This window comes from Paracoccus sp. C2R09, assembly GCF_018860625.1.
Taxonomy (GTDB): Bacteria; Pseudomonadota; Alphaproteobacteria; order Rhodobacterales; family Rhodobacteraceae; genus Paracoccus.
On record NZ_JAHKQB010000027.1, the window covers coordinates 82659 to 103941 of the forward strand.

Sequence of the window (21283 nt, forward strand, 5' to 3'; positions counted from 1 at the left end):
GCCCCCGGTTCACCTGCATCAGTATTTCTGGGGCACATACAGTTCTCGCGGCAAGACCTCTCGTTCGTAATCGGGGTTGAAGACGCGCTCGGGCAGGCGGACCTCCTCGTGGGGGACGTCCTCGTAGGGGATCATGCTCAGAAGATGGCTCATGCAGTTCAGGCGGGCGCGTTTCTTGTCGTTGCCCGGAACGATGTACCAAGGCGCTTCGGGGATGTTCGTGCGTTCGAACATGTCCTCCTTGGCCTTGGTATATGCCTCCCACCGGATGCGCGATTGCAGGTCCATGGGCGACAGCTTCCACTGCTTCAGCGGATCGTGGATGCGGATCAGGAAGCGCATCTGCTGTTCCTCGTCGGTGATCGAGAACCAGTACTTGATGACGCGGATGCCCGAACGGACCAGCATCCGTTCGAATTCGGGAACGTCCTGGAAAAACTGCTCGACCTGTTCCTCGTCGGCAAAGCCCATGACGCGTTCGACGCCTGCACGGTTGTACCAGCTGCGGTCGAACAGGACGATTTCGCCGCCCGCGGGCAGATGGGGGACATAGCGCTGGAAATACCATTGCGTCTTCTCGCGGTCGGACGGCGCGGGCAGGGCCACGACGCGGGCCACGCGCGGGTTCAGGCGCTGCGTGATGCGCTTGATCGCGCCGCCCTTGCCGGCGCTGTCGCGCCCCTCGAAGATGACTACGACCTTTTCCTTGTGATAGCTGACCCAGTCCTGCAGCCGGATCAGTTCGGATTGCAGGCGCAGCAGTTCCTGGAAATAAGTCTTGCGGTCCATCTGGTCGGGATGATGGCTGCGATAGATGCGGCGGATCTCCTCGGACAGGATGGCATCCTCCAGCTCGATCTCCATGTCCTCGTCCAGCGTTTCCTGAAGTTCGGCTTCCAGCCAATCGCGGGCGGTCTCATCCATGGGTCTTCTCCGAAGGGGTGGTGTCGGGCGGGGTCTTAGGTGGTTCGTGTGACAGTGACGCGTCAGCGCCCGAAGCGGCGGGCGCATTCGGGGGTCATGGCCAATACCATGCCACCCCCGCGCGGGTTGTCCACCGTCCCGCACCATTCCCCCGAAACCGAGAAGATGCTGCGGGTTCCCCGCGCCGGGCGATAGGCGAAGCGGCGCCCCTGCGTGTCGAAGATGTTGAGCACGCCCCCCGCATTCTGCGCGTAATAACCCAGCACGCTGCCATCCGAGGTGAAGATCAGCCGCTGTTCGTTTTCGGGGTTCGACGGGCGGTTCTGCCAGGCCGAGGGCGAATTGGCGGTATTCCCGGCCGAATTCCACGGCGCGTTGGGCGAATTCCCCGTGCGCGAGGGCCGGTTCGCGGGATGACCGGGGCCCAGATCGAAGGGCAGCTGCGTCCGGTCCAGCACGATCAGCGGTGCATCGGCCAGGGCGGGGGTGGCAAGGCAGGCGGAAAGGACAAGGATCAGGCGCATGGCGGTGGCTTTCGATGGTCGGGGCATCATGGCGCGACGCCTCGGATGGCGGCAAGCGCAGTCGCGACCCGGTCCCATTCGGCGCGGGTGCCGGGCAGGCCCAGACGCAGCCAGCGGTCGGAATAGGGGAAGCGCCGCGACCAGATGCGGTGTCGCGCCAATGCATTCTGCGCGGCGGCGGCATCCGGCGTGTCGAACAGTCGGAACAGGTGCGTGCCGCCCGCCACCGACCAGCCCGCGCCCATGGCCAGCATGTCCAGCCTGTTCGCGGCCTCGGCGTGATAGGTGACGGTATCGGCCGCCCATTCGCGATCCGCCATCGCAAGGGTCGCGATCTCCAGCGCGGGGCCGCTGACGGACCAGGGGCCGCTGAATTCGCGCAGACGCGCCAGCAGGGCAGGGGCCGCGATGACGAAGCCCAATCGCAGACCCGCAAGGCCCCAGAACTTGCCGAAGCTGCGCAGGACGACCGCGTTGGCGGGCAGGTCATGGGCCAGCGACAGGTCGGGACGCGGATCGGCAAAGCTTTCGTCGACGATCAGCCGGCCCGTCCGCGCGGCAAGCGCGCGCAGCGTCGCCGGGGGGAATTCGCGCCCGTCGGGATTGTTGGGGTTCACGACGACGGCCAGATCCGCCCCCTCCATCCGCGCGAGGGTCGGGGCATCCGTCACCCGCCAGCCCGCGGCCTTCAAGCTGGCGGCATGTTCGTTGTAGCTGGGGGCAAGGACCGCCGCATGTCCGGGCGTCAGGATGCGCGGCAGCGCCTGGATCGGGGCGGATGCGCCGGCCATTGGCAGCACCATGTCGGCGGGGCATCCGAACCATTCGGCGGCCACGGAAATCAGCCGCGATTCGGCGGTTCCGGTGGGCAGGGCGCGGAACGCTTCTGTGGATAAGACGCCCGGAACCCAAGGACGACGGTTGATCCCCGTGGACAGGTCGATCCAGTCATCCCCGCCCCAATGCGCCTGCGCCCAGTCCAGATTTCCCCCGTGATCGCGCTGCATCCTGCATCTGTCCCCAGCTTGTCCCTGTCCATGTCCTAGGGCGACCGTCCGGCCCGTGCAATCCATCCACAGCTTTCGACTTTACAGCCGGTCGCCATGAACACACGATATATGGTATGAACGAAGGCGCGATCACGCCCCTTCTTGTGTTTCACCCCACCGATAGAGGGCCCTTCACCGCCCGCAAGGATACGACGCCATGGCGCAGACCGAACTTTTCATCGACAGCGACGGGATACACCCGATCGACATCGCCGAAGAGGTCGCAAGCCTGCGCGATTGGGACTTCGACCGACTGGCCGAGGATCAGCTTGTCATGGCGATCGAGGGGCAGTGGCGCAGCTATTGCCTGACGCTGGCCTGGTCGGCCCGCGACGAGGTGCTGCGCCTTGTCTGCAGCTTCGATCTGGACCCGCCGCAGGACCGCCGCCCGGCCCTGTTCGAGGTGTTGAACCTGGCCAACGACACCGTGTGGGACGGCAACTTCACCTACTGGGCGGGGCAGCGGCAGATGGTCTGGCGCTATGGCCTTGTGCTGGGGCCCGACCAGATGCCCACGCCCGATCAGGTGGACCAGATCGTCGTCAATGCCGTGAAGGCCTGCGAGCGGTTCTATCCCAGCTTCCAGCTGGTGGGCTGGGGCAATGCCGAACCGCGCCAGGCGCTGGACATCGCGCTTGGGGAAACCTACGGACGAGCCTGAGGGGGCACCGACCCCCGACCGCCACGGAGGGGAACGGATGAGCGATTTCGACGACATCAACGAACGCGGGCTGGTTCTGGTCGGCTGCGGCCGCATGGGCGGGGCCATGCTCAAGGGGTGGCTGGCACGGGGGCTGGAACCCGGCGCCGTCACGGTGATCGATCCGGGGCTTGCGCCCGAATGGCGGGATGTCGGCCTGCGCGTGAATGCCGATCTGCCCGCCGATCCCGCCGTGCTGGTCCTTGCCGTCAAGCCGCAGATGATGGCCGATGCCCTGGGCCACGTCCCGCAGCTTCGCGACACGCTGGTCGTGTCGGTCGCGGCAGGCACCACCATCGCCACCTTCGAGGAAAGCTTTGCCGATGCGCCCATCGTGCGCGTCATGCCGAACACGCCCGCAGCCATCGGGCAGGGCATCTCGGCCCTGGTCGGCAATGCGCGCGCGACCGAGGCGCATCTGGATCTGGCGCAGGCGCTGATGTCGGCCGTGGGCCGCGTCGTCCGGCTGGAGGGTGAACACCAGATGGATGCGGTGACCGCGCTGTCGGGCAGCGGCCCGGCCTATGTGTTCCACATGATCGAGGCGATGGCCGCAGCCGGTCGCGCCGAAGGTCTGCCCGCGGACATGGCGCTGGAACTGGCCCGCATGACGGTCGCGGGCGCGGGCGCGCTGGCCGTCGATGCCGACGAGGATCCCGCAGTGCTGCGCCGGAACGTCACCTCGCCCGGCGGGACCACCGCTGCGGGGCTCGAAGTGTTGATGGATGCCGAAAACGGCCTGCCGCCGCTGATGGTGCGCACCGTCGCTGCCGCCGCCGAACGGGGCCGCGCGCTGGGCCGGGGCGAGAAATGACCGCCAGCTTCGAGGATTTCCAGAGGATCGACATCCGCGTCGGCACGATCATCCGCGCCGAACCCTTTCCCGAGGCGCGCAAGCCCGCGATCAAGCTGTGGCTGGACCTGGGCGATCTGGGTGAACGCAAATCCTCGGCCCAGATCACGCGGCATTACGATCCGCAGGTGCTGATCGGGCGACAGGCGATCTGCGTGGTGAACTTCGCCCCGCGCCAGATCGGGCCCTTCCGGTCCGAGGTGCTGGTGCTGGGCCTGCCCGACGACACGGGCGAGGTCGTGCTGATCCGCCCCGATCTGCCGGTTCCGAACGGAGGGAGACTGTTTTGAAACTGCTCGTCACACGCCCGATGACCGCCCGGGCCACCGCCGCGCTTCAGGCCCGCTTCGAGGTCGCGTTCCGCGACGACACGCCCATGGATGCGACCGAGGCGCGCGCCGCCATGCAGACCCATGACGCGATCCTGCCCACCCTGGGTGACGATTTCGGCGCGGCCGCCTTCCAAGGCGAATTGCGTTGCAAGGTGATCGCCAATTTCGGTGCGGGCACGAACCATATCGACCTGGATGCCGCGCGGGCCGCGGGCATCGCCGTCACGAACACCCCCGACGTGGTGACGGATGCCACCGCCGACATCGCGCTGATGCTGATGCTGATGACGCTACGCCGCGCGTCCGAGGGCGAACGCCTTCTGCGTGACGGCAACTGGATCGGCTGGCGCCCCACGCAGCTGCTGGGGCAGGAGATGACCGGCCGCCGCGTGGGCATCGTGGGCATGGGCCGCATCGGCAAGGCCATCGCGCGGCGCTGCCATCTGGGTTTCGGGATGGAGGTGCAGTTCTTCAACCGCTCGACCGTGTCGTCGCTGGACATCCCTGCGCGGCAGGTGCCCCAGCTGCGCGACATGCTGCGCATGTGCGACATCGCCGTTCTGGCGGTGCCGGGCGGGGCGGCGACGCGCCACCTGATCGGCCGCCCGGAGCTGGAGGCGTTGGGCCCCGAAGGCTACCTCGTGAACATCGCGCGGGGCGATGTCGTGGACGAGGATGCGCTGATCGCGGCGCTGCATGATCGCACCATCGCGGGGGCGGGGCTCGACGTCTATGCGCGCGAACCCGATGTGCCGCAGGCGCTGCTGGATGCGCCGAATGCCACGCTGCTGCCGCATCTGGGCACCGCCACCGACGAGACGCGCAGCCGCATGGGCCTGCGGGCGATGGAGAACCTGCTGGCCGTGGCCGAAGGGCGCAACCCGCCCGATCGTGTCGCCTGATCGACACGGAACCTGCGCGGGGGCAGCGGTGTTCTGTTCGCGATGTAGAAATGGAAGGAGTTCTCAGATGAACTGGGATATCATCCAAGGCAAGTGGTCGCAGGTCAAAGGTTCGCTTCGCGAGAAGTGGGGCGAGCTGACCGAGGACGATGTCGATCAGCTGGACGGCAACAAGGACCAGTTGTCGGGCAAGCTGCAGGAGAAATACGGCTGGGCCAAGGCCGATGCCGATCGCGAGATCGACGAGTATTTCCGCGACAAGTGAATCCGTCAGGGGGTGACGGCGAAAGGGGACGCTTCGGCGTCCCCTTTCTCATTGGCGGACCCGTCGCTATCGTCCAGCCTTGCAGCAGACAGTTCCGGGAAACGCCATGCATTACGCCTATGTCACCGACGGCAACCGGCTGGTCCGGATGGAGGGCGACCGCGACCTGCGCGATGCCGAATGGATCGACCTCGTCCAGCCCTCGGACCGCGAGATGGCGCTGCTGCGCGAGATGGGCGTGGCTGTCCCGACCCTGGCCGAGATGGAGGAGATCGAGCTGTCGAACCGGCTCTATCGCGAGAACGGGCTGGATTACATGACGGCCGTCCTGCCCGGCGAACGCAGCAGCGGAGAAAACGGCGCCCTGCCGGTGACGTTCATCCTGTCGGACAGGCGGCTGGTCACCGTCCGCCACCATTCGCCGCGCCCCTTCCTGACATTCCCGACGCGGGCCGAGCGTTCGACCTTGGGGTGCGGCACGCCGGACAGGCTGTTCTCGGGCCTGCTCGAGGAGATCATCGCCCGGTTGGCCGACATTCTCGAAGGGTCGGGGCGGGTGCTGGACGCGACGACGGCCTCGGTCTTCGAGCGCCGCAACACCAGTGCCGCATCGGACCGGCTGCAGGCCGCACTGCGCGACGTGGGCCGCGAGGCCGAGACGATGGCCCGCGTGCGGCTGGGCCTGCTGACGATCGAGCGCATCCTGGCCTTCTATACCGCCGTGATCGAGGATCGCCCCGAGGCCAAGCGCATGCGCCCCGCGATCCGCGCCCAGATGCGCGATGTCCAGGCGCTGGAGGTTCATGCCGATTTCCTCGGCAATCGCGTCAGCCTGGCCGTGGATACGACCCTGGGGATGATCAACCTGCAACAGAACAATACCGTGCGCATCCTGTCGGTGATCGCGGCGCTGTTCCTGCCGCCCACGCTGATCGCCAGCATCTACGGGATGAACTTCGCCCACATGCCGGAACTGGACAAGCCCTGGGGCTATGCCTGGGCGCTGCTGCTGATGGCGCTGACCACGGGCGGCACCTATCTGTTCCTGCGCTGGAAGAATTGGCTCTAGATCCGGTCGATCATGTCCAGCAATTCGGGGGGCAGCCGGGATTCGGGCAGCTCGAAGCAGCGTTCGTCGCCCTGCCGGATGACGGTGATGCGATAGCTGATGCCATCGGTGCAATCCCCGCGTCCCGTGGCGATCCGGTCCAGAGCCTCGGGGGCGAAGGCATGGGCCATGTCGGATCCGTCCGGCACCTCGACCCGGCGCGGGGGTGCGGCGGCGGCGGCGATGCCGGCAAAGCCGCCCATGCTCTCGATGCGGATGATCATCAGACGGCCACCCCCACCAGCTTCCAGGCGCGGCGCAGCATCTGCCCCTGGTAGGATCCCGATCCCGTCAGCTCGTCCGCGCTGCGCAGCGTCCGTTCGGCCCATTGCGAGAAGCTGGCCATCGGATTGTTGAGGTTCTGCAGCGCATGATACCAGATCCGTCCCGGAAGCTCCCATGCGGGGCCGCCGAGGTATGACGCGAAAAGATAGAACGCGTGGTTCGGGATGCCCGAATTGACATGCACCCCGCCATTGTCGTCAGTGGTCGAAATGAAGCCGTCCATGTGCCAGGGCTGCGGGTCCTGTCCCAGCAGATCGTCGGAATAGGCGGTGCCCGGCGCCTTCATGCTGCGCAGCGCGGCACCCGCGATGTTCGGCCCCAGGATGCCCCGGCCGATCAGCCAGTCGGCCTCGTGCGGCATCTGGCGGCGCGCGCGTTGCAGGGCAAGGGCGCCGAAGACGTCGGCGACGCTTTCGTTCAGCGCGCCCGACTGGTTTTCATAGATCAGCCCGCCCGAATGCTGGATGACGCCATGGGTCATCTCATGCGCCACGACAGACAGTTCCAGGAAGGTCTGGAAAATCTTTCCATCTCCGGTGCCATAGGCCATCTGTTCGCCGTTCCAGAAGGCGTTGTTGTAATCGCGGCGGTGGCGCACCGTGGCGACAAGGGGCATCCCCTGGCCATCCAGAGAGTTGCGGCCGTATTCCTCGGCAAAGAGCGAGAAGACCTGACCCGCCGCATCATAGGCGAAATCGGCATCGGTCAGCCCGGCCGGGTCGTCGCCCTCGGCACGGACCAGCTTGCCCGGAAGTGTCGCGCGGAATTCGCCGTCATGGATGCGCCTGTCGGGGCAGCACAGATCGGGATCAGCGATGGGCAGGATGCCGTCATGGGGCAGGGGCGGGCTGGATTGCGCGGCGCGAAGGTCGCGCAATTCGCGGTCGTGATCCAGAAGGCTGCGCGCCATGCGGGCCGTGGCCGGATCGCCGCGCATCGCAAGGACGCGCAGCATGTAGGGCGGGACGATGCAGGCGATCGGGTTGTGGACCGCGTGGTTGCAGGACAGCGACAGGCACATGAGGCGACCTCGGGGGTGTGTTGCCCCCGAAGCCTAGGCCCGCGTGTCTTTTCGGGCAAGCTCAGTCCATGCGCATTCCGGTTTCCCGGTCGAACAGATGCAGCGCACCGGGGCGCGGCGTCAGGCGCAGGCTGTCGGACAGTGCCGCATCGGATGGCAGGGTGATCGTCATGCGTTCGCCTGCCGTATGGCCGTGGACCAGGCGTTGCGCGCCCAGTTCCTCGACCGCGGTGACCTGCATGTGGATCGGGCCCTCGGGGGTGACGTCCATGTCCTCGGGGCGGATGCCGACCTGGCCCGCATGGGCGCTGCCGGGCAGGAAGGGAACCGCGCCCGCGTCGATCAGGTTCATGGCGGGGCTGCCGATGAAGCCCGCGACAAAGGCCGATGCCGGGCGGCGATACACCTCGAGCGGGGTGCCGATCTGTTCGACGCGCCCGCCGTTCAGCACGACCAGCCGGTCGGCCAGGGTCATCGCCTCAAGCTGGTCATGCGTGACATAGAGCGACGTGGTCCGCAGGCGCTTTTGCAGTTCCTTGATCTCCAGCCGCATGGCGACGCGCAGCTTGGCGTCCAGGTTCGACAGCGGTTCGTCGAACAGGAAGGCCGCCGGTTCGCGCACGATCGCACGGCCCATGGCCACGCGCTGGCGCTGGCCGCCCGACAAGGCCTTGGGCTTGCGATCGAGGAACTTGCCGATCTGCAGGATCTCGGCCGCCTGGTTCACGCGGCGGTCGATCTCGGCCTTGGGGGTGCGGCGGTTCTTCAGGCCATAGGCCAGGTTCTGGCGCACCGACATGTGCGGATAGAGCGCGTAGTTCTGGAAGACCATCGCGATGTCGCGATCCGCGGGCTCGACCTCGTTGACGACGCGGTCGCCGATGCGGACCTCGCCCTCGGAGATGCTCTCGAGGCCCGCGACCATGCGCAGCAGGGTGGATTTGCCGCAACCCGAAGGGCCGACCAGCACGATGAATTCGCCATCCGCGATGTCGATATTCACGTCGCCCACGGCGCGGGTGCCGCCGGCATAGATCTTGCCGAGGTTGTCCAGGGTGATGGATGCCATCTTATTTCTCCGTCTCGACGAGGCCCTTGACGAACAGCCGCTGCATGCCGATCACCACCGCCACGGGGGGGATCATGGCCAGCATCGCCGTCGCCATCACGAGGTGCCATTGGGGCAGGCCATCGACCGCGTCGGACATGCGTTTGATGCCCGCGACGATGGTGTAGTAATCGCTGCTGGTGGTGACCAGCAAAGGCCAGAGATACTGGTTCCAGCCATAGATGAAGAGGATCACGAACAGCGCCGCGATATTGGTCCGCGACAGCGGCAGCAGGATGTCGCGGAAGAATTTCATGGGGCCCGCGCCGTCGATCCGGGCGGCCTCGGTCAGCTCGTCCGGGATGGTCAGGAAGACCTGCCGGAAGAGGAAGGTCGCCGTGGCCGAGGCGATCAGCGGGATCGACAGGCCCGCATAGCTGTTCAGCAGGCCCAGATCGGCCACGACCTGAAAGGTCGGCACGATCCGCACCTCGACCGGCAGCATCAGCGTGATGAAGATGCACCAGAAGGCCAGGCCGCGGAACGGAAAGCGGAAATAGACGATGGCGAAGGCCGACAGGATCGAGATGGCGATCTTGCCGATGGCGATGCACAGCGCCATGATCAGGCTGTTCATCATCATCGTGGCGACGGGCGGCGTGCCGCTGGTGGACACGCCCGCGCCCAGCATCTGGCTGTAATTCTCGACCAGGTGGGGGCCGGGCCACATCGGGATGGTGCCCGACATGAAGTCGGTCGCGCCATGGGTCGATGCGACGAAGGCCACCCAGACGGGCAGGGCCACGACGCAGACGCCGAAGATCAGCGTCAGATGCGCCAGCAGGTTCAGGCCGGGACGGTTCTCGATCATCAGTATTCGACCTTCTTCTCGACATAGCGGAACTGGACCACGGTCAAAACCAGGACCAGCATCATCAGCACCACCGACTGCGCGGCCGAGCTGCCCATGTTCTGCCCCACGAAACCGTCGAAATAGACCTTGTAGACCATGATGTTCGTCGCCTGGGCGGGGCCGCCCTCGGTCGTGGCGTCGATGACGCCGAAGGTGTCGAACATGGCATAGACGATGTTCACGACCAGCAGGAAGAAGGTCGTGGGCGACAGCAGCGGGAAGGTGATGTCGAAGAAGCGGCGCACCGGGCCCGCCCCATCGATGGCCGCGGCCTCGCGCAGGGATGCGGGGATCGCCTGCAGGCCCGCCACGAAGAACAGGAAGTTGTAGCTGATCTGCTTCCATGCGCTGGCGATCACCACCAGCGTCATCGCGTCGGATTTCGAACTGATGTGGTTCCAGTCATAGCCCACCTGCGCCAGCACATAGGGCATGATCCCGATGGTCGGGTTGAAGATGAACCACCACAGGATCCCCGCGACGGCGGGCGCGACCGCATAGGGCCAGACCAGCAGCGTGGTATAGATGCGCGAGGACCGGATCATCCGATCCACGGCCACCGCCAGGATCAGCGACAGCCCCATCGACAGGATCGTCACCGAGATGGCGAAGACCGCCGTCACCTGCAGCGAATTCAGGTATTCCGCATTCCCCCACAGCTTCTCGAAATTCGCGAGGCCGACGAAGCTGGTGCGGGTGCCGAAGGCGTCTTCCCTGAGAAAGCTCTGTCTGACGGCCTGCGCGGCCGGCCACAGGAAGAAGACGAATGTGATGGCAAGCTGCGGGGCCAGAAGAAGCCATGGCAGCAGCTGGTTGCGGAAAATGGTGCGCTTCATCGCGGTCCCCGTTGGAAACGGTCAGGGGCCGCGCGTTGTCCCGCGCGGCCCCGTCCGGTGATGTCGTTGGATTACTGGTTCTGCTCGCGGAACTCTTGCAGCAGGGCGTTGCCGCGTTCGACGACGTTGTCCAGCGCGCCTTGGGCATCCTTGTCGCCCGACAGAAGCTGCTCGAACTCCTCGTCGATGACGCCGCGGATCTGGACATAGTTGCCGAAGCGCAGACCCTTCGAGTTCTCGGTCGGCTCGTTCAGCGTGATCTGCTGCAGGCCGGTCTCGGCGCCCGGGTTCTCGTCGTAGTAGCCCTGTTCGCGGGTCAGGTCGTAGGCGGCCTGCGTGATCGGCAGATAGCCCGAGAACTGGTGCCAGTCGGCCTGCACCTCGGCCGAGGAGAGATAGCTGTAGAAGGCGGCGGCGGCGGCGTATTCGTCATCCGACTTGCCCGACAGCGTCCACAGGGTGGCGCCCCCGATGATCGAGTTCTGCGGCGCACCCTCGACATCGTCGTAATAGGGCAGCATGCCGTAGCCGACCTCGAAATCGGTGGCGTTGGCGATCACGCCCGCACGGCTGGCCGAGCTGTTCATGATCATGGCGCATTCCTGGCCATAGAACATGGGCGGTGCGTTGTCGCCGCCGACCGGGCCGCCATACTTGAACACGCCCTCGTCCGCGAGACGCTTGAGGTTGCCCCAGTGCTTGACCTGCGCGGGTCCGTTGACGGTCAGTTCGGCATCGAGCCCGCCGAAGCCGTTCTCCATCGTGCCGATGGGCTGGTTGTGCCAGGCGCTGAAGTTCTCGGTCTGGATCCAGCTGATCCAGCCGGTGGTGAAGCCGCAGGTGGCCGCACCGCTATCCATGATCTTCTTCGAGAACTCCTCGACCTCGGCCCAGGTCTTGGGCGCGGTTTCCGGGTCCAAACCGGCCGCTTCGAAGACGTTCTTGTTGTAATACAGGATCGGGGTCGAGCTGTTGAACGGCATCGACAGCATGTTGCCGTCGGTATCGGTATAGTAGCCCACGACCTGCGGCAGGAAGGCGGCCGGATCGAAGTCCTGACCGTGTTCCTCCATCAGCTGATAGACCGGGACGATCGCGCCGTCGGCGGCCATCATGGTGCCGGTGCCGACCTCGAAGACCTGCACGATGGTCGGCTGTTCGCCCGCACGGAAGGCGGCGATGGCAGCGGTCATGGTTTCCGGATAGGTGCCCTTGTAGGACGGGACCACGGTGTATTCGTCCTGGCTGTCATTGAAGCCCTGGACGATTTCTTCCAGCTTGGCGCCAAGTTCGCCGCCCATGGCGTGCCACCAGTTGATGGTCGTCTCGGCCGAGGCTGCGCAAGCGGATGCGGCCAGCGCGACCGCGGATACGGTGCTGTAACGGATCATCTATCTTCCCTCCCATTCGGGCTGCATGGATGAAGACCGCCTAGCGGGCGATTGCGACAATCCGGCAACCCTTGGGTAACAGTCATGTGACGTCATGACTGTTTGGTCAATAAATTTCGTTTCAGTTCGTTTCGGGGCGGATCGCCGCGATCGCGGGCTTCACGACATTCGCCACGATCGGCAGAAGGATCAGCCCCAGGATCAGTCCCAGAACCCCGTCGCAGAAGGCCGTCACGATCCATGCGACGATGCCCGGCGCCTGCGGAACGGCGGCGGCTGCGGCCTCGGCCCAGTGGTGCACGGTCTCGTAGGGCAGGGGCCAGCCTAGTTCGTACAAGCCGTGGACGATGATCTGCCCGCCGACCCAGATCATGGCGGCGGTGCCCACGACGGTCAGCGCGGTCATGAAGCCCGGCGTGACCTTGACGATCCCACGCCCCAGGGCCGCCAGCGCGCCGGTGCGTTCGGTCGCAAGATGCACGCCCACATCGTCGGCCTTCACGATGACCGCGACGAAGCCATAGACCGCGACCGTGATCCCCACCGCCACGATCGCCAGGATCAGCACCTTGGTGATCACGCTGTCGGTTGCGGGAATGGTGGACAGGGCGATGGTCATGATCTCGGCCGACAGGATGAAGTCGGTCTTGATCGCCCCCGCGACGCGCTTCTCCTCCAGCGCGGCACCGTCCGTCTCGGGATGGGTATGGGCCTTGCTGTCATGCGCGTCGGACTTGTGGAACAGGCTTGCGACCTTGTGGGCGCCTTCGTAGCACAGATAGGCCCCGCCCAGCATCAGCAGCGGAGAGATGGCCCAAGGCGCGAAGACCGACAGCAGGACCGCGATGGGCAGCAGGATGACCAGCTTGTTGAAGATGGACCCGCGCGCGATCTTCCAGACGATGGGCAATTCGCGATCGGCCTTGAAGCCGTGCACGTATTTCGGCGTCACCGCCGCATCGTCGATCACCGCACCCGCGGCCTTGGCCCCGGCCTTGGCGGCCTGTCCGGCAACATCGTCGATGGAAGCCGCCGCAACCTTCGAGATTGTCGCGACGTCGTCCAGCAGCGCGATCAGACCGCTCATTCCCCTATCCCCTCGTATTGTTCTTCTGGCGACATGTCGTCGCTGTTCAGCAAAGCTTGGCAACGCCCGCAAGGCAAGCCGGGTTCAGCGCGAAGTGGCTGCCGCGCAATAAAAAACGCCCGCGCGATGATTGCGCGGGCGTCGCTGCCATGGATGCGAAGGGGGATCACATCGCGGGCAGCATCACCGTGTCGATGACATGAACGACGCCATTCGACTGATCCACATCGGGAATGTTGACGGTCGCGACATTGCCGTTCTCATCCGTCAGCTGCAGGGCGTTGTCGCTGTCGCGGATGGTCGCGTTCAGCATGCAGCCGCCAAGCGTTTCCACGGTATGGGCGCCGCCGTCATCGGCGATCATGCGGCCGATCGCGGGCGACATGGCATCGGCGGACACGACGTGGCAGCTGAGGATCTGGACCAGCTTGTCCTTGTTCTCGGGCTTGAGCAGGTCTTCGACGGTGCCGGCGGGCAGCTTCTCGAATGCGGCATCGGTAGGGGCGAAGACGGTGAAGGGGCCGGGGCCCGACAGCGTCTCGACCAGGCCCGCGGCCTGGACCGCCGCGACCAGCGTCGTGTGATCGGCCGATGCGGACGCGTTCTCGACGATGGTCTTGCCGGGCAGCATCTCGGCGCCGCCGACCATGGTGTTCTGTGCCAGCGCGGGCGCGCCGAATGCGATGGCCGCGGCAAGGATCGGTGCGCCGAACTTGATGGTGCTGGTCATGATGTCTTTCCTCCGGGTTGGTTGCAGCGGGCCTTTGGCCGCGCCGTCGCCAACAAACACGGAGGGAATGCGGAAAAGTTGCGCCGCCGCCCCTGGAAAATGCGCTCACATGTCCGTGAGTTCGGCGACCGCGATCACGGGGCCCGTCGCCTGGCCCGTCGGCGATCCGCCTTCTGGTTCGTCGGACAGCGCAATGCGCGCATCGGAGGAGGGTTCGAGCCCCTCGGGCAGCATCATCGTCATGTCCCCTTCCCGCGGCAACACGCCGAGCGATACGGGATCGGCCCCTTCGGCCAGCCACCACACCTCCCAGTCGCGTCCTTCGTCCGGGGCGCCCGATTGCATGGCGATGCGCATCTCGCGCCCGCGCAGGATCGCCTCGACCGCCATGGCGCCATCCTCGGCGGCCAGTTCCGCCCGGTATCCGGGCTGGGATGGCGGGGTGGTCCGGTCCTCGGGGCTGAACAGCACGAAGGCGATGGCGGCCGCGGCGAAGAAGCCGCCGATCACGCCGATGGGGCCACGCCACCAGGGCGTGCCCTCGGCCGGGTCCGAGGCCAGGGGGGATTCGGCGTGACCCAGCCGTTCGCGGATGTATTGGCGTGCGCGGGCCGGAGCCATCACCGGGGTCAGCCCCTCGGCCAGGCCCGCAAGACGTTCCTGCCATTCGCGGACCTGCCCCGCGAAGGCCGGATCGGTGGACAGGCGGGCCACGGCCTCTTCGGCCTCGGCGCCGTCCAGAAGCCCAAGCGCGAGTTCCGCGGCAAGCGCCTCGTCGGTCTCGGTGTCGCTCAGGGGGGTGTCCTCGGTCATTGGCCTACGCAGTCCTTCAGGCGCAACAGGCTGCGGCGCAGCCAGCTGCGAACGGTATTGATGGGCTTGCCTTCCCGCGCGGCCAGATCGGCATAGCTCGCCCCCTCCAGATAGACGGCCCTGACCGCACCCGCCTGGGCGTCGGCCAGCTGGGACAGGCATTCGTCCAGCATCCGGCGTTCCTGGGCATGGATCGTCGCGGTCTCGGGGCTGGGGGTGGTGGCCGCGACGGTCGAGGCGGCCTCGGCCGGGGCGGTCGCGGGGCGCGATGCGCGCGCGCGCAGCCGATCGATGGCGCGATTGCGCGCGATCGTGATCAGCCAGGTCATCGGCGACAGCCCGTTCACGGCGTATCGCGACGCGCCTTGCCAGATGCGGACATAGACATCCTGCAGGGTCTCCTCGGCCTCGGGGCGATCCTTCAGGATCGACAGCACCACCGCGTGCAGCTTGGCCGATGTCGCCGCATAGAGCGCATCGAAAGCCTCGCGATCCCCAAGCGCGGTGCGGGAAATCAGCTGTTCCAGTTCGGTCCGGCGTTTGTCAGTCAAGGCGTCGAATTCCCGTGCTTGGACGACGCGGCCACCTTATGGACGCCCGAAAGGGGCGTCAACGAGGCCCCGCTTGCGCATGGCGAAACTTTGCGCGATCAATGCGCGACGCGATGGAAAGGGCTTGCGATGCTGGACATGAACGCCAAACCAACCGAGGAAATCGACCTGCGCGAGACGTTCGGTCTGGACAGCGACATGAAGGTGAAGGGCTTCGCCGAACGTTCGGACCGGGTCCCCGAGATCGACAGCACCTACAAGTTCGATCCCGACACCACGATGGCGATCCTTGCGGGCTTCGCCCATAATCGCCGGGTCATGATCCAGGGGTATCACGGCACGGGCAAGTCGACCCATATCGAACAGGTCGCCGCCCGCCTGAACTGGCCCTGCGTGCGCGTGAACCTGGACAGCCATGTCAGCCGGATCGACCTGATCGGCAAGGACGCGATCAAGCTGGTGGACGGCAAGCAGGTCACCGTGTTCCACGAGGGCATCCTGCCCTGGGCGCTGCGCAATCCGACGGCCATCGTCTTCGACGAATACGATGCGGGCCGCGCGGACGTGATGTTCGTCATCCAGCGCGTGCTGGAGGCCGAGGGCAAGCTGACGCTGCTGGACCAGAACGAGGTCATCTCGCCCAACCCGTTCTTCCGCCTGTTCGCGACGTCGAACACGGTGGGCCTGGGCGACACGACCGGCCTCTATCACGGGACGCAGCAGATCAACCAGGGCCAGATGGACCGCTGGTCGCTGGTGTCCACGCTGAACTATCTGTCCCATGACGCGGAAACGGCGATCGTGCTGTCCAAGAACCCGACCTGGAACACCGAGAAGGGCCGCAAGATCATCGGCCAGATGGTCAGCCTGGCGGATCTGACGCGCACGGCCTTCATGCAGGGCGATCTGTCCACGGTCATGTCGCCGCGCACCGTCATCGCATGGGCGCAGAACGCGCGCATCTTCGACAATGTGGGCTATGCCTTCCGGCTGACCTTCCTGAACAAGTGCGACGAGCTGGAGCGCCAGACCGTCGCCGAGTTCTATCAGCGGCTGTTCGACGAGGAACTGCCCGAGAGCGCGGCAGCCCGGGCGCTGTGACCGGGACGGCCCTTGGCGCGGACCAGCTTGCCCTGATCGGCAGGATGGTCTGTGCCTATGGTGAACTGGAATACGTTCTCGGCGGGCTGTTCATCGATATTCACGTGCTCAGGCACGGTGAGCGTGTGGATGACCGTGACGCACCCGAGGCCATGAGCTTGGAAAGGGCAATGGGCCAGTCCCTTGGGCAATATCCAAGACTTCTTGGTGATCTGCTCCCGGATATTGAGATCGAAGCCGCCCGGACATCCATCCAGAATATCGCATCGCTTGTTCAGCAACATGCCAAATTCAGAAACACAATCAGCCACGGTGTCTGGCGTCGCGAGGGCGAGGCATTCCGCGTGTCTTTCTGGTCGTACAAAGCGATCACGCGGCTGAGGGTCGACTCGGAGATCGCACCAAAGGAACTGCACTTCATGCCTTGGACGGCAGCGCATTGGATCGATCAGATCGAAACGCTTGTGCGGGAAATCGAGGCATGTCGCGCCTTGATCAGGCAGGACACGCCATTCCGCCAGTGACGGCCTAGCCCTGCGACCGCGCGGCCTTGGTAGCGCGCGCCCACCAGGTCATCTGTTCCAGAAGCGCGTCCAGCGACCCCTGCAGGTGATCCTCGATCGCGCTCATGGGGGCGTTCTCGCCCATGGGTGACACCTTCATGAAATCTCCGCCGCCGATATGGACGGCGCTGCTGATCGGGACCATCTGCAGTTCGACCGCGATCTGGCGCAGATGCTCGACCGCGCGGGCGGCACCGACCCCGCCATAGCCCACCGCGCCCATCGGCTTGCGGTTCCATTCGACATAGGCCTGGTCCAGCGCGTTCTTCAGCGCCCCGGTGATCGAGTGGTTGTATTCGGCCACGAGGAACACGAAGCCGTCGAAGCCTTCCAGCTTTCGCTGCCAGGCCACCACGCGCGGATCCTTGGACGGGGCGAAGCGGTTCGACGCCTTCTCGTTGAAGAAGGGCAGGTCCTGATCGCGCAGGTCCAGCAGCTCGAACTGCAGGTCCGGGTGGTCCTTCACCTTGTCCATCAGCCAGGCTGCGGGCTTGTCGGCAAAGCGGGCGTCGCGGGTCGAGCCGATGATCACGGCGATGCGGGGTGTCTGCATGGTTTCCTCCTTCAGGCGCAACAACGCCACGGGGGCGGTTCGTAAACCAATGCGCGGGCGGTGCGGCGGGTTGCCCCGCATGGGCGCACAGCTGCCCTGCGCAGGTGCGCAGGCCCTTGCGACCCGCGCGCGGCGGTGGTCTATTCCAAGCCATGAAAAAGTCCGACAACCCCGCCGATCCCTTCAAGAAGGCCCTGTCCGAGGCGACCCGGGCGCTGGCCGATGAACGGGAGCTGAACGTCACCTTCAGCGCCGACCCCTCGGGGGTTGCGGGCGACACGATGCGACTGCCGCAGATCAGCCGCAGGCTGACCCGCGAAGAGATCCTGATCGCACGTGGCACGGCCGATGCCCTGGCCATGCGCATGCGTCATCACGATGCGGCGACCCATGCGAAATTCGCCCCCGCAGGCCCCATGGCCCGAGAGCTGTACGAAGCGCTGGAAACCGCCCGCTGCGAGGCACTGGGCGCGCGCGACATGCCGGGTGCGCTGTCCAATATCGACGTCAAGATGGGGGCCGAGGCCGACAAGAAGGGCTATTCCCAGATCTCGCAGCCTGCCGATGCGCCGCTTTCGGTGGCTGCCGGATACGTGCTGCGCCAGGCGGCCACCGGGCGGGCATTGCCCCCCGGCGCGCAGAACGTGGCCGATCTGTGGCGCCCCTTCATCGAGAGCCAGGCCGGCGCCGCGCTTGGCGATGTCGATGGCGCGCTGGCCGATCAGGCGGAATTCGCGCGCCTGTCGCGGCGGATCATCACCGATCTGGGCTATGGCGATCAGCTGGGCGACGACCCGGACGAACCCGAGGATGACGACGCCGAGGAGAATGCCGAGCAGGACGAGGAATCGGGCGACAACCAGTCCCGCGACGAGGATGATGGCGACGAGGCGGAGGCCAGCCCCGAGCGCAGCCAGGAACAGCAGCAGGACGAACGCCAGGCGCAGGTCAGCATGGACGACACCTCCGAGGACGAGATGTCCGAAGAGGCCGAGATGCCCGATGCCGACGCGCCGCCCGATCAGCCGCCGCCCGTCAGCGATGCCGATCCCGGTTACAAGGTCTTCAACCAGACCTGGGACGAGGAGATACGCGCCGAGGATCTGGCCGATCCCGCCGAACTAGAACGGCTGCGCGCCTATCTGGACAAGCAGCTGGACCCGTTGCGCGGTGCCGTCAGCCGCCTTGCCAACAAGCTGCAGCGCAGGCTTCAGGCCCAGCAGAACCGCAGCTGGGAATTCGACCGCGAGGAGGGCGTTCTGGATGCGGGCCGCCTTGCGCGCGTCGTCGCGAACCCGACCATGCCACTGTCCTTCAAGATCGAGAAGGACACCGAGTTCCGCGACACGGTCGTCACGCTGCTGATCGACAATTCGGGGTCCATGCGGGGACGCCCCATCAGCATCGCGGCCATCTGCGCCGACGTGCTGGCGCGGACGCTGGAACGTTGCAACGTCAAGGTCGAGATCCTGGGCTTCACCACCCGCGCCTGGAAGGGCGGCCAATCGCGCGAGGCGTGGTTGGCCTCGGGGCGGCCTGCCACGCCGGGTCGCCTGAACGACCTGCGCCACATCATCTACAAGTCCGCCGACGCGCCCTGGCGTCGCGTGCGGCCCAACCTGGGCCTGATGATGAAGGAAGGCCTGCTGAAGGAAAACATCGACGGCGAGGCGCTGGAATGGGCCCATCGCCGCATGGCCAAGCGGTCCGAGGCGCGCAAGATCCTGATGGTGATCTCGGACGGGGCGCCGGTCGATGACAGCACCCTGTCGGTGAACGCGGCCAATTACCTCGAACGCCACCTGCGCGACGTGATCGCCATGATCGAGCGTCGCCGCGCGGTCGAGCTTCTGGCCATCGGGATCGGGCATGACGTGACGCGGTATTACGAACGCGCGGTCACGATCACCGATGCCGAACAGCTGGCCGGCGCGATCACCGAACAGCTGGCGGCGCTGTTCGACGCCGATCCGCGCAAGCGGGCGCGGGTGATGGGGATGGCCTCGCAGCGCCGCTGAGGGGTCAGCCGTGTTCCTCGGCCGCGGTCTCGCACAGGGCCTGGTTGAAGGCCCGCAGCGCATCGACGTGATGGACGACGCCCACGATCCGGATCGGGCCGTCCTCGTCCCCCGGGGCGGGGTCGGCGACGACGGGCAGGAAGGCGGAACCCTCCCGCTCGAACCGGGCTAGGGCCACGTCCAGGCGGCTGCCCTCGGGCAGGGACAGGCCCTGATCGGCAAGGTTGCGCAGCAGGTCGGGTGAGGGTGCCGATGCGCTGTCGGGGGCCCGCATGACGGGCGTGATCCGCAGCTGACGGGGCAGCCAGTCCTGCGGCCCCTCGGCCAGGCGGATGCCGCGCCGTTCCAGCTGCGTCAGGAAGAACGACCGCCTGACCAGCCGCGATGCCAGCGCCGAGCTGAGCGAGACGGATGTCATCACCGCAAGCCCCGTCTGCCAGTCGCCCGTCAGTTCGAAGACGATCAGCGCGGTGGATATGGGCGCACCCAGAACGGCGGCCCCCACGGCGCCCATGCCCGCGAAGGCATAGATGTTCACCTCGCCCGAATATTCCGGCGCGATGGAGGTCGCGATGATCCCGAAGGCCAGCCCGGTCAGCGACCCCATCACCAGCGCGGGCGAGAAGATGCCCCCGCCCATGCGCCCGCCAAGCGTGATGGCGACCGCGACGGCCTTGACCACGGCAAAGATCAGCGCCTCGGTCAGGCCGATCCGGCCCGACAGGGCGGCGGCCGTCGTCTCGTATCCGACGCCGATGATATGCGGAAACGGAATCGCGATCGCCCCGAGCGCCAGCCCCGCCAGCGCCGGTCGCGTCCAGCGTGGCCAGCCCAGGCGGGACATAGCCCGCGCTGCCAGCCGGTCCGCGCCGAAGATGCCGCGCATCATCGCGGCCGCCACAAGCCCCGCGATCAGCCCAAGCGCCATGAAGGCCGGAAGCTCGACATAGAAGGCCAGATCCACGGCCTCGTTCAGGCGAAACTCGGTCAGGCCGCCGAATTGCAGCCGGTTGATGACGGTGCCCGCCACGGCGGAAATGGCGATGGGGGCGAAGGCATGGACGGCGAAATGACGCAGCACGATCTCGTGCGCGAACAGCGCGCCGGCAATGGGCGCGTTGAAGCTGGCAGCCACCGCGCCCGCCACCGCGCAACCCAGCAGTTCGCGCCCCGTGATGGGGCTGGCCTTGATGCGTTCGGCTACCGTGGTCGAGATGACGCCCGCCAGGTGCACCACCGGGCCTTCGCGCCCCGAACTGCCCCCGGTCCCCAGGGTGATCAGCGATGCAAGGGCCGAGGCCAGCCCCTCGCGTTTCTCGACCCGCCCGCCATCCAGCGCCGCCCCCTCGATCACGTCCGAGACCGACCGCACGCGCCCGTCCGGCGTGAACCGGTCCAGGATCAGCCCGACAGCAAGACCGCCCAAGCAGGGCACCGTCAGCACCCAGTACCAGGGCAGGCTGCCCGCCGTGCTGGCCAGCGTCAGGTCGTCCGCCCCGTAGATCGCGCGCTGCAGCGCCGAGATCCCCAGCCGGAAGCCGAGCGCGGCCGTTCCCGCCCCGATGCCGATCATCAGGGCCAGCATCCAGAACTGCAGCTGGCTGGGGCCGCGGTCGCGCATCAGGTGCAGCGCATGGCGCAACCGTCGCGTCATGGGTTTCAGCAGGCGTATCGTCGATCTGTCGCGCTTGGCTTGGGGCATTCATGCGGCCTTCC

Annotated in this window: 24 protein-coding genes; 9 read left to right on the plus strand and 15 right to left on the minus strand. The window is 66.3% G+C overall.

All coding sequences use genetic code 11. From position 1 onward, the window contains the following. Nucleotides 1–18: 18 nt before the first annotated feature. The 3 genes from ppk2 to cobD all read right to left on the minus strand — a co-directional run bounded on the left by ppk2 (nt 19) and on the right by cobD (nt 2455). Nucleotides 19–924 carry a polyphosphate kinase 2 gene (ppk2, locus tag KO490_RS10730; RefSeq protein WP_216019415.1) on the minus strand — a complete coding sequence of 302 codons (906 nt, stop codon included), beginning with the start codon at nt 922–924 and terminating at the stop codon, nt 19–21. Between the two features lie 62 nt (nt 925–986). Beyond that, entirely contained in the window at nt 987–1448 is a 462-nt protein-coding gene (locus KO490_RS10735) for a hypothetical protein (protein WP_216019416.1), read from the minus strand. 26 nt (nt 1449–1474) lie between these two features. Further along, on the minus strand, nt 1475–2455 hold the full coding sequence (cobD, locus tag KO490_RS10740) for a threonine-phosphate decarboxylase CobD (RefSeq protein ID WP_216019417.1): 981 nt from the start codon (nt 2453–2455) through the stop codon (nt 1475–1477). Between the two features lie 199 nt (nt 2456–2654). Between cobD and KO490_RS10745 the strand changes: the two genes are divergently transcribed. The 6 genes from KO490_RS10745 (at nt 2655) to KO490_RS10770 (ending at nt 6618) form a co-directional block, all read left to right on the plus strand. Then, complete coding sequence (locus tag KO490_RS10745; protein WP_216019418.1) at nt 2655–3158, plus strand: YbjN domain-containing protein; 504 nt, start codon at nt 2655–2657, stop codon at nt 3156–3158. Nucleotides 3159–3195: 37 nt separating this feature from the next. Then, a complete protein-coding gene (proC, locus tag KO490_RS10750) occupies nt 3196–4011 on the plus strand; it encodes a pyrroline-5-carboxylate reductase (protein ID WP_216019419.1) in 816 nt (271 codons plus the stop codon). Beyond that, nucleotides 4008–4340 carry a tRNA-binding protein gene (locus KO490_RS10755; protein WP_216019420.1) on the plus strand — a complete coding sequence of 111 codons (333 nt, stop codon included), beginning with the start codon at nt 4008–4010 and terminating at the stop codon, nt 4338–4340. The genes proC and KO490_RS10755 overlap by 4 nt, the downstream gene beginning before the upstream one ends. Then, a complete protein-coding gene (locus KO490_RS10760) occupies nt 4337–5284 on the plus strand; it encodes a D-glycerate dehydrogenase (RefSeq protein ID WP_216019421.1) in 948 nt (315 codons plus the stop codon). Before KO490_RS10755 ends, KO490_RS10760 begins: the two co-directional genes overlap by 4 nt. 67 nt (nt 5285–5351) lie before the next feature. After that, entirely contained in the window at nt 5352–5549 is a 198-nt protein-coding gene (locus KO490_RS10765; protein ID WP_216019422.1) for a CsbD family protein, read from the plus strand. Between the two features lie 106 nt (nt 5550–5655). Then, a complete protein-coding gene (locus KO490_RS10770) occupies nt 5656–6618 on the plus strand; it encodes a magnesium transporter CorA family protein (RefSeq protein WP_216019423.1) in 963 nt (320 codons plus the stop codon). Here KO490_RS10770 and KO490_RS10775 read toward each other — a convergent pair. The 10 genes from KO490_RS10775 to KO490_RS10820 form a co-directional block, all read right to left on the minus strand. Further along, nucleotides 6615–6881, minus strand: coding sequence for a protealysin inhibitor emfourin (locus KO490_RS10775; protein WP_216019424.1), 267 nt, complete (start codon nt 6879–6881; stop codon nt 6615–6617). The genes KO490_RS10770 and KO490_RS10775 overlap by 4 nt on opposite strands. Further along, entirely contained in the window at nt 6881–7963 is a 1083-nt protein-coding gene (locus KO490_RS10780; protein ID WP_216019425.1) for a M4 family metallopeptidase, read from the minus strand. The genes KO490_RS10775 and KO490_RS10780 overlap by 1 nt, the downstream gene beginning before the upstream one ends. A gap of 61 nt (nt 7964–8024) precedes the next feature. Continuing rightward, complete coding sequence (locus tag KO490_RS10785) at nt 8025–9032, minus strand: sn-glycerol-3-phosphate import ATP-binding protein UgpC (protein WP_216019426.1); 1008 nt, start codon at nt 9030–9032, stop codon at nt 8025–8027. A 1-nt stretch (nt 9033) separates the two neighbouring features. After that, on the minus strand, nt 9034–9882 hold the full coding sequence (ugpE, locus tag KO490_RS10790) for a sn-glycerol-3-phosphate ABC transporter permease UgpE (RefSeq protein ID WP_216019427.1): 849 nt from the start codon (nt 9880–9882) through the stop codon (nt 9034–9036). Continuing rightward, nucleotides 9882–10760, minus strand: a complete 879-nt coding sequence (gene ugpA / locus KO490_RS10795; RefSeq protein WP_216019428.1) for a sn-glycerol-3-phosphate ABC transporter permease UgpA — start codon at nt 10758–10760, stop codon at nt 9882–9884. The genes ugpE and ugpA overlap by 1 nt, the downstream gene beginning before the upstream one ends. Nucleotides 10761–10831: 71 nt before the next feature. Beyond that, nucleotides 10832–12151, minus strand: coding sequence for a sn-glycerol-3-phosphate ABC transporter substrate-binding protein UgpB (gene ugpB, locus KO490_RS10800; RefSeq protein ID WP_216019429.1), 1320 nt, complete (start codon nt 12149–12151; stop codon nt 10832–10834). A 121-nt stretch (nt 12152–12272) separates the two neighbouring features. Further along, nucleotides 12273–13238 carry a DUF808 domain-containing protein gene (locus tag KO490_RS10805; RefSeq protein ID WP_216019430.1) on the minus strand — a complete coding sequence of 322 codons (966 nt, stop codon included), beginning with the start codon at nt 13236–13238 and terminating at the stop codon, nt 12273–12275. Between the two features lie 166 nt (nt 13239–13404). Continuing rightward, the gene (locus KO490_RS10810; protein WP_216019431.1) at nt 13405–13968 is read right to left on the minus strand and encodes a fasciclin domain-containing protein; all 564 of its coding nucleotides are present in this window, start codon (nt 13966–13968) and stop codon (nt 13405–13407) included. Nucleotides 13969–14073: 105 nt separating this feature from the next. Further along, nucleotides 14074–14781 carry an anti-sigma factor domain-containing protein gene (locus KO490_RS10815; protein WP_216019432.1) on the minus strand — a complete coding sequence of 236 codons (708 nt, stop codon included), beginning with the start codon at nt 14779–14781 and terminating at the stop codon, nt 14074–14076. Next, on the minus strand, nt 14778–15332 hold the full coding sequence (locus KO490_RS10820) for a sigma-70 family RNA polymerase sigma factor (RefSeq protein ID WP_216019433.1): 555 nt from the start codon (nt 15330–15332) through the stop codon (nt 14778–14780). The genes KO490_RS10815 and KO490_RS10820 overlap by 4 nt, the downstream gene beginning before the upstream one ends. A 129-nt stretch (nt 15333–15461) precedes the next feature. Here KO490_RS10820 and cobS point away from each other — a divergent pair, with 129 nt between their 5' ends. Together cobS and KO490_RS10830 are read left to right on the plus strand one after the other, a co-directional pair. After that, a complete protein-coding gene (cobS, locus tag KO490_RS10825; RefSeq protein ID WP_216019434.1) occupies nt 15462–16433 on the plus strand; it encodes a cobaltochelatase subunit CobS in 972 nt (323 codons plus the stop codon). Beyond that, the gene (locus KO490_RS10830) at nt 16430–16957 is read left to right on the plus strand and encodes a hypothetical protein (protein WP_216019435.1); all 528 of its coding nucleotides are present in this window, start codon (nt 16430–16432) and stop codon (nt 16955–16957) included. Before cobS ends, KO490_RS10830 begins: the two co-directional genes overlap by 4 nt. A 4-nt stretch (nt 16958–16961) precedes the next feature. On the opposite strand, the gene KO490_RS10835 is transcribed toward KO490_RS10830, so the two are convergent. Then, nucleotides 16962–17549, minus strand: coding sequence for an NADPH-dependent FMN reductase (locus tag KO490_RS10835; RefSeq protein WP_216019436.1), 588 nt, complete (start codon nt 17547–17549; stop codon nt 16962–16964). Between the two features lie 152 nt (nt 17550–17701). Here KO490_RS10835 and cobT point away from each other — a divergent pair, with 152 nt between their 5' ends. Next, nucleotides 17702–19567, plus strand: a complete 1866-nt coding sequence (gene cobT / locus KO490_RS10840) for a cobaltochelatase subunit CobT (protein WP_216019437.1) — start codon at nt 17702–17704, stop codon at nt 19565–19567. A gap of 4 nt (nt 19568–19571) precedes the next feature. On the opposite strand, the gene KO490_RS10845 is transcribed toward cobT, so the two are convergent. Further along, nucleotides 19572–21269, minus strand: coding sequence for a chloride channel protein (locus KO490_RS10845; RefSeq protein WP_371822304.1), 1698 nt, complete (start codon nt 21267–21269; stop codon nt 19572–19574). Nucleotides 21270–21283: the final 14 nt, after the last annotated feature.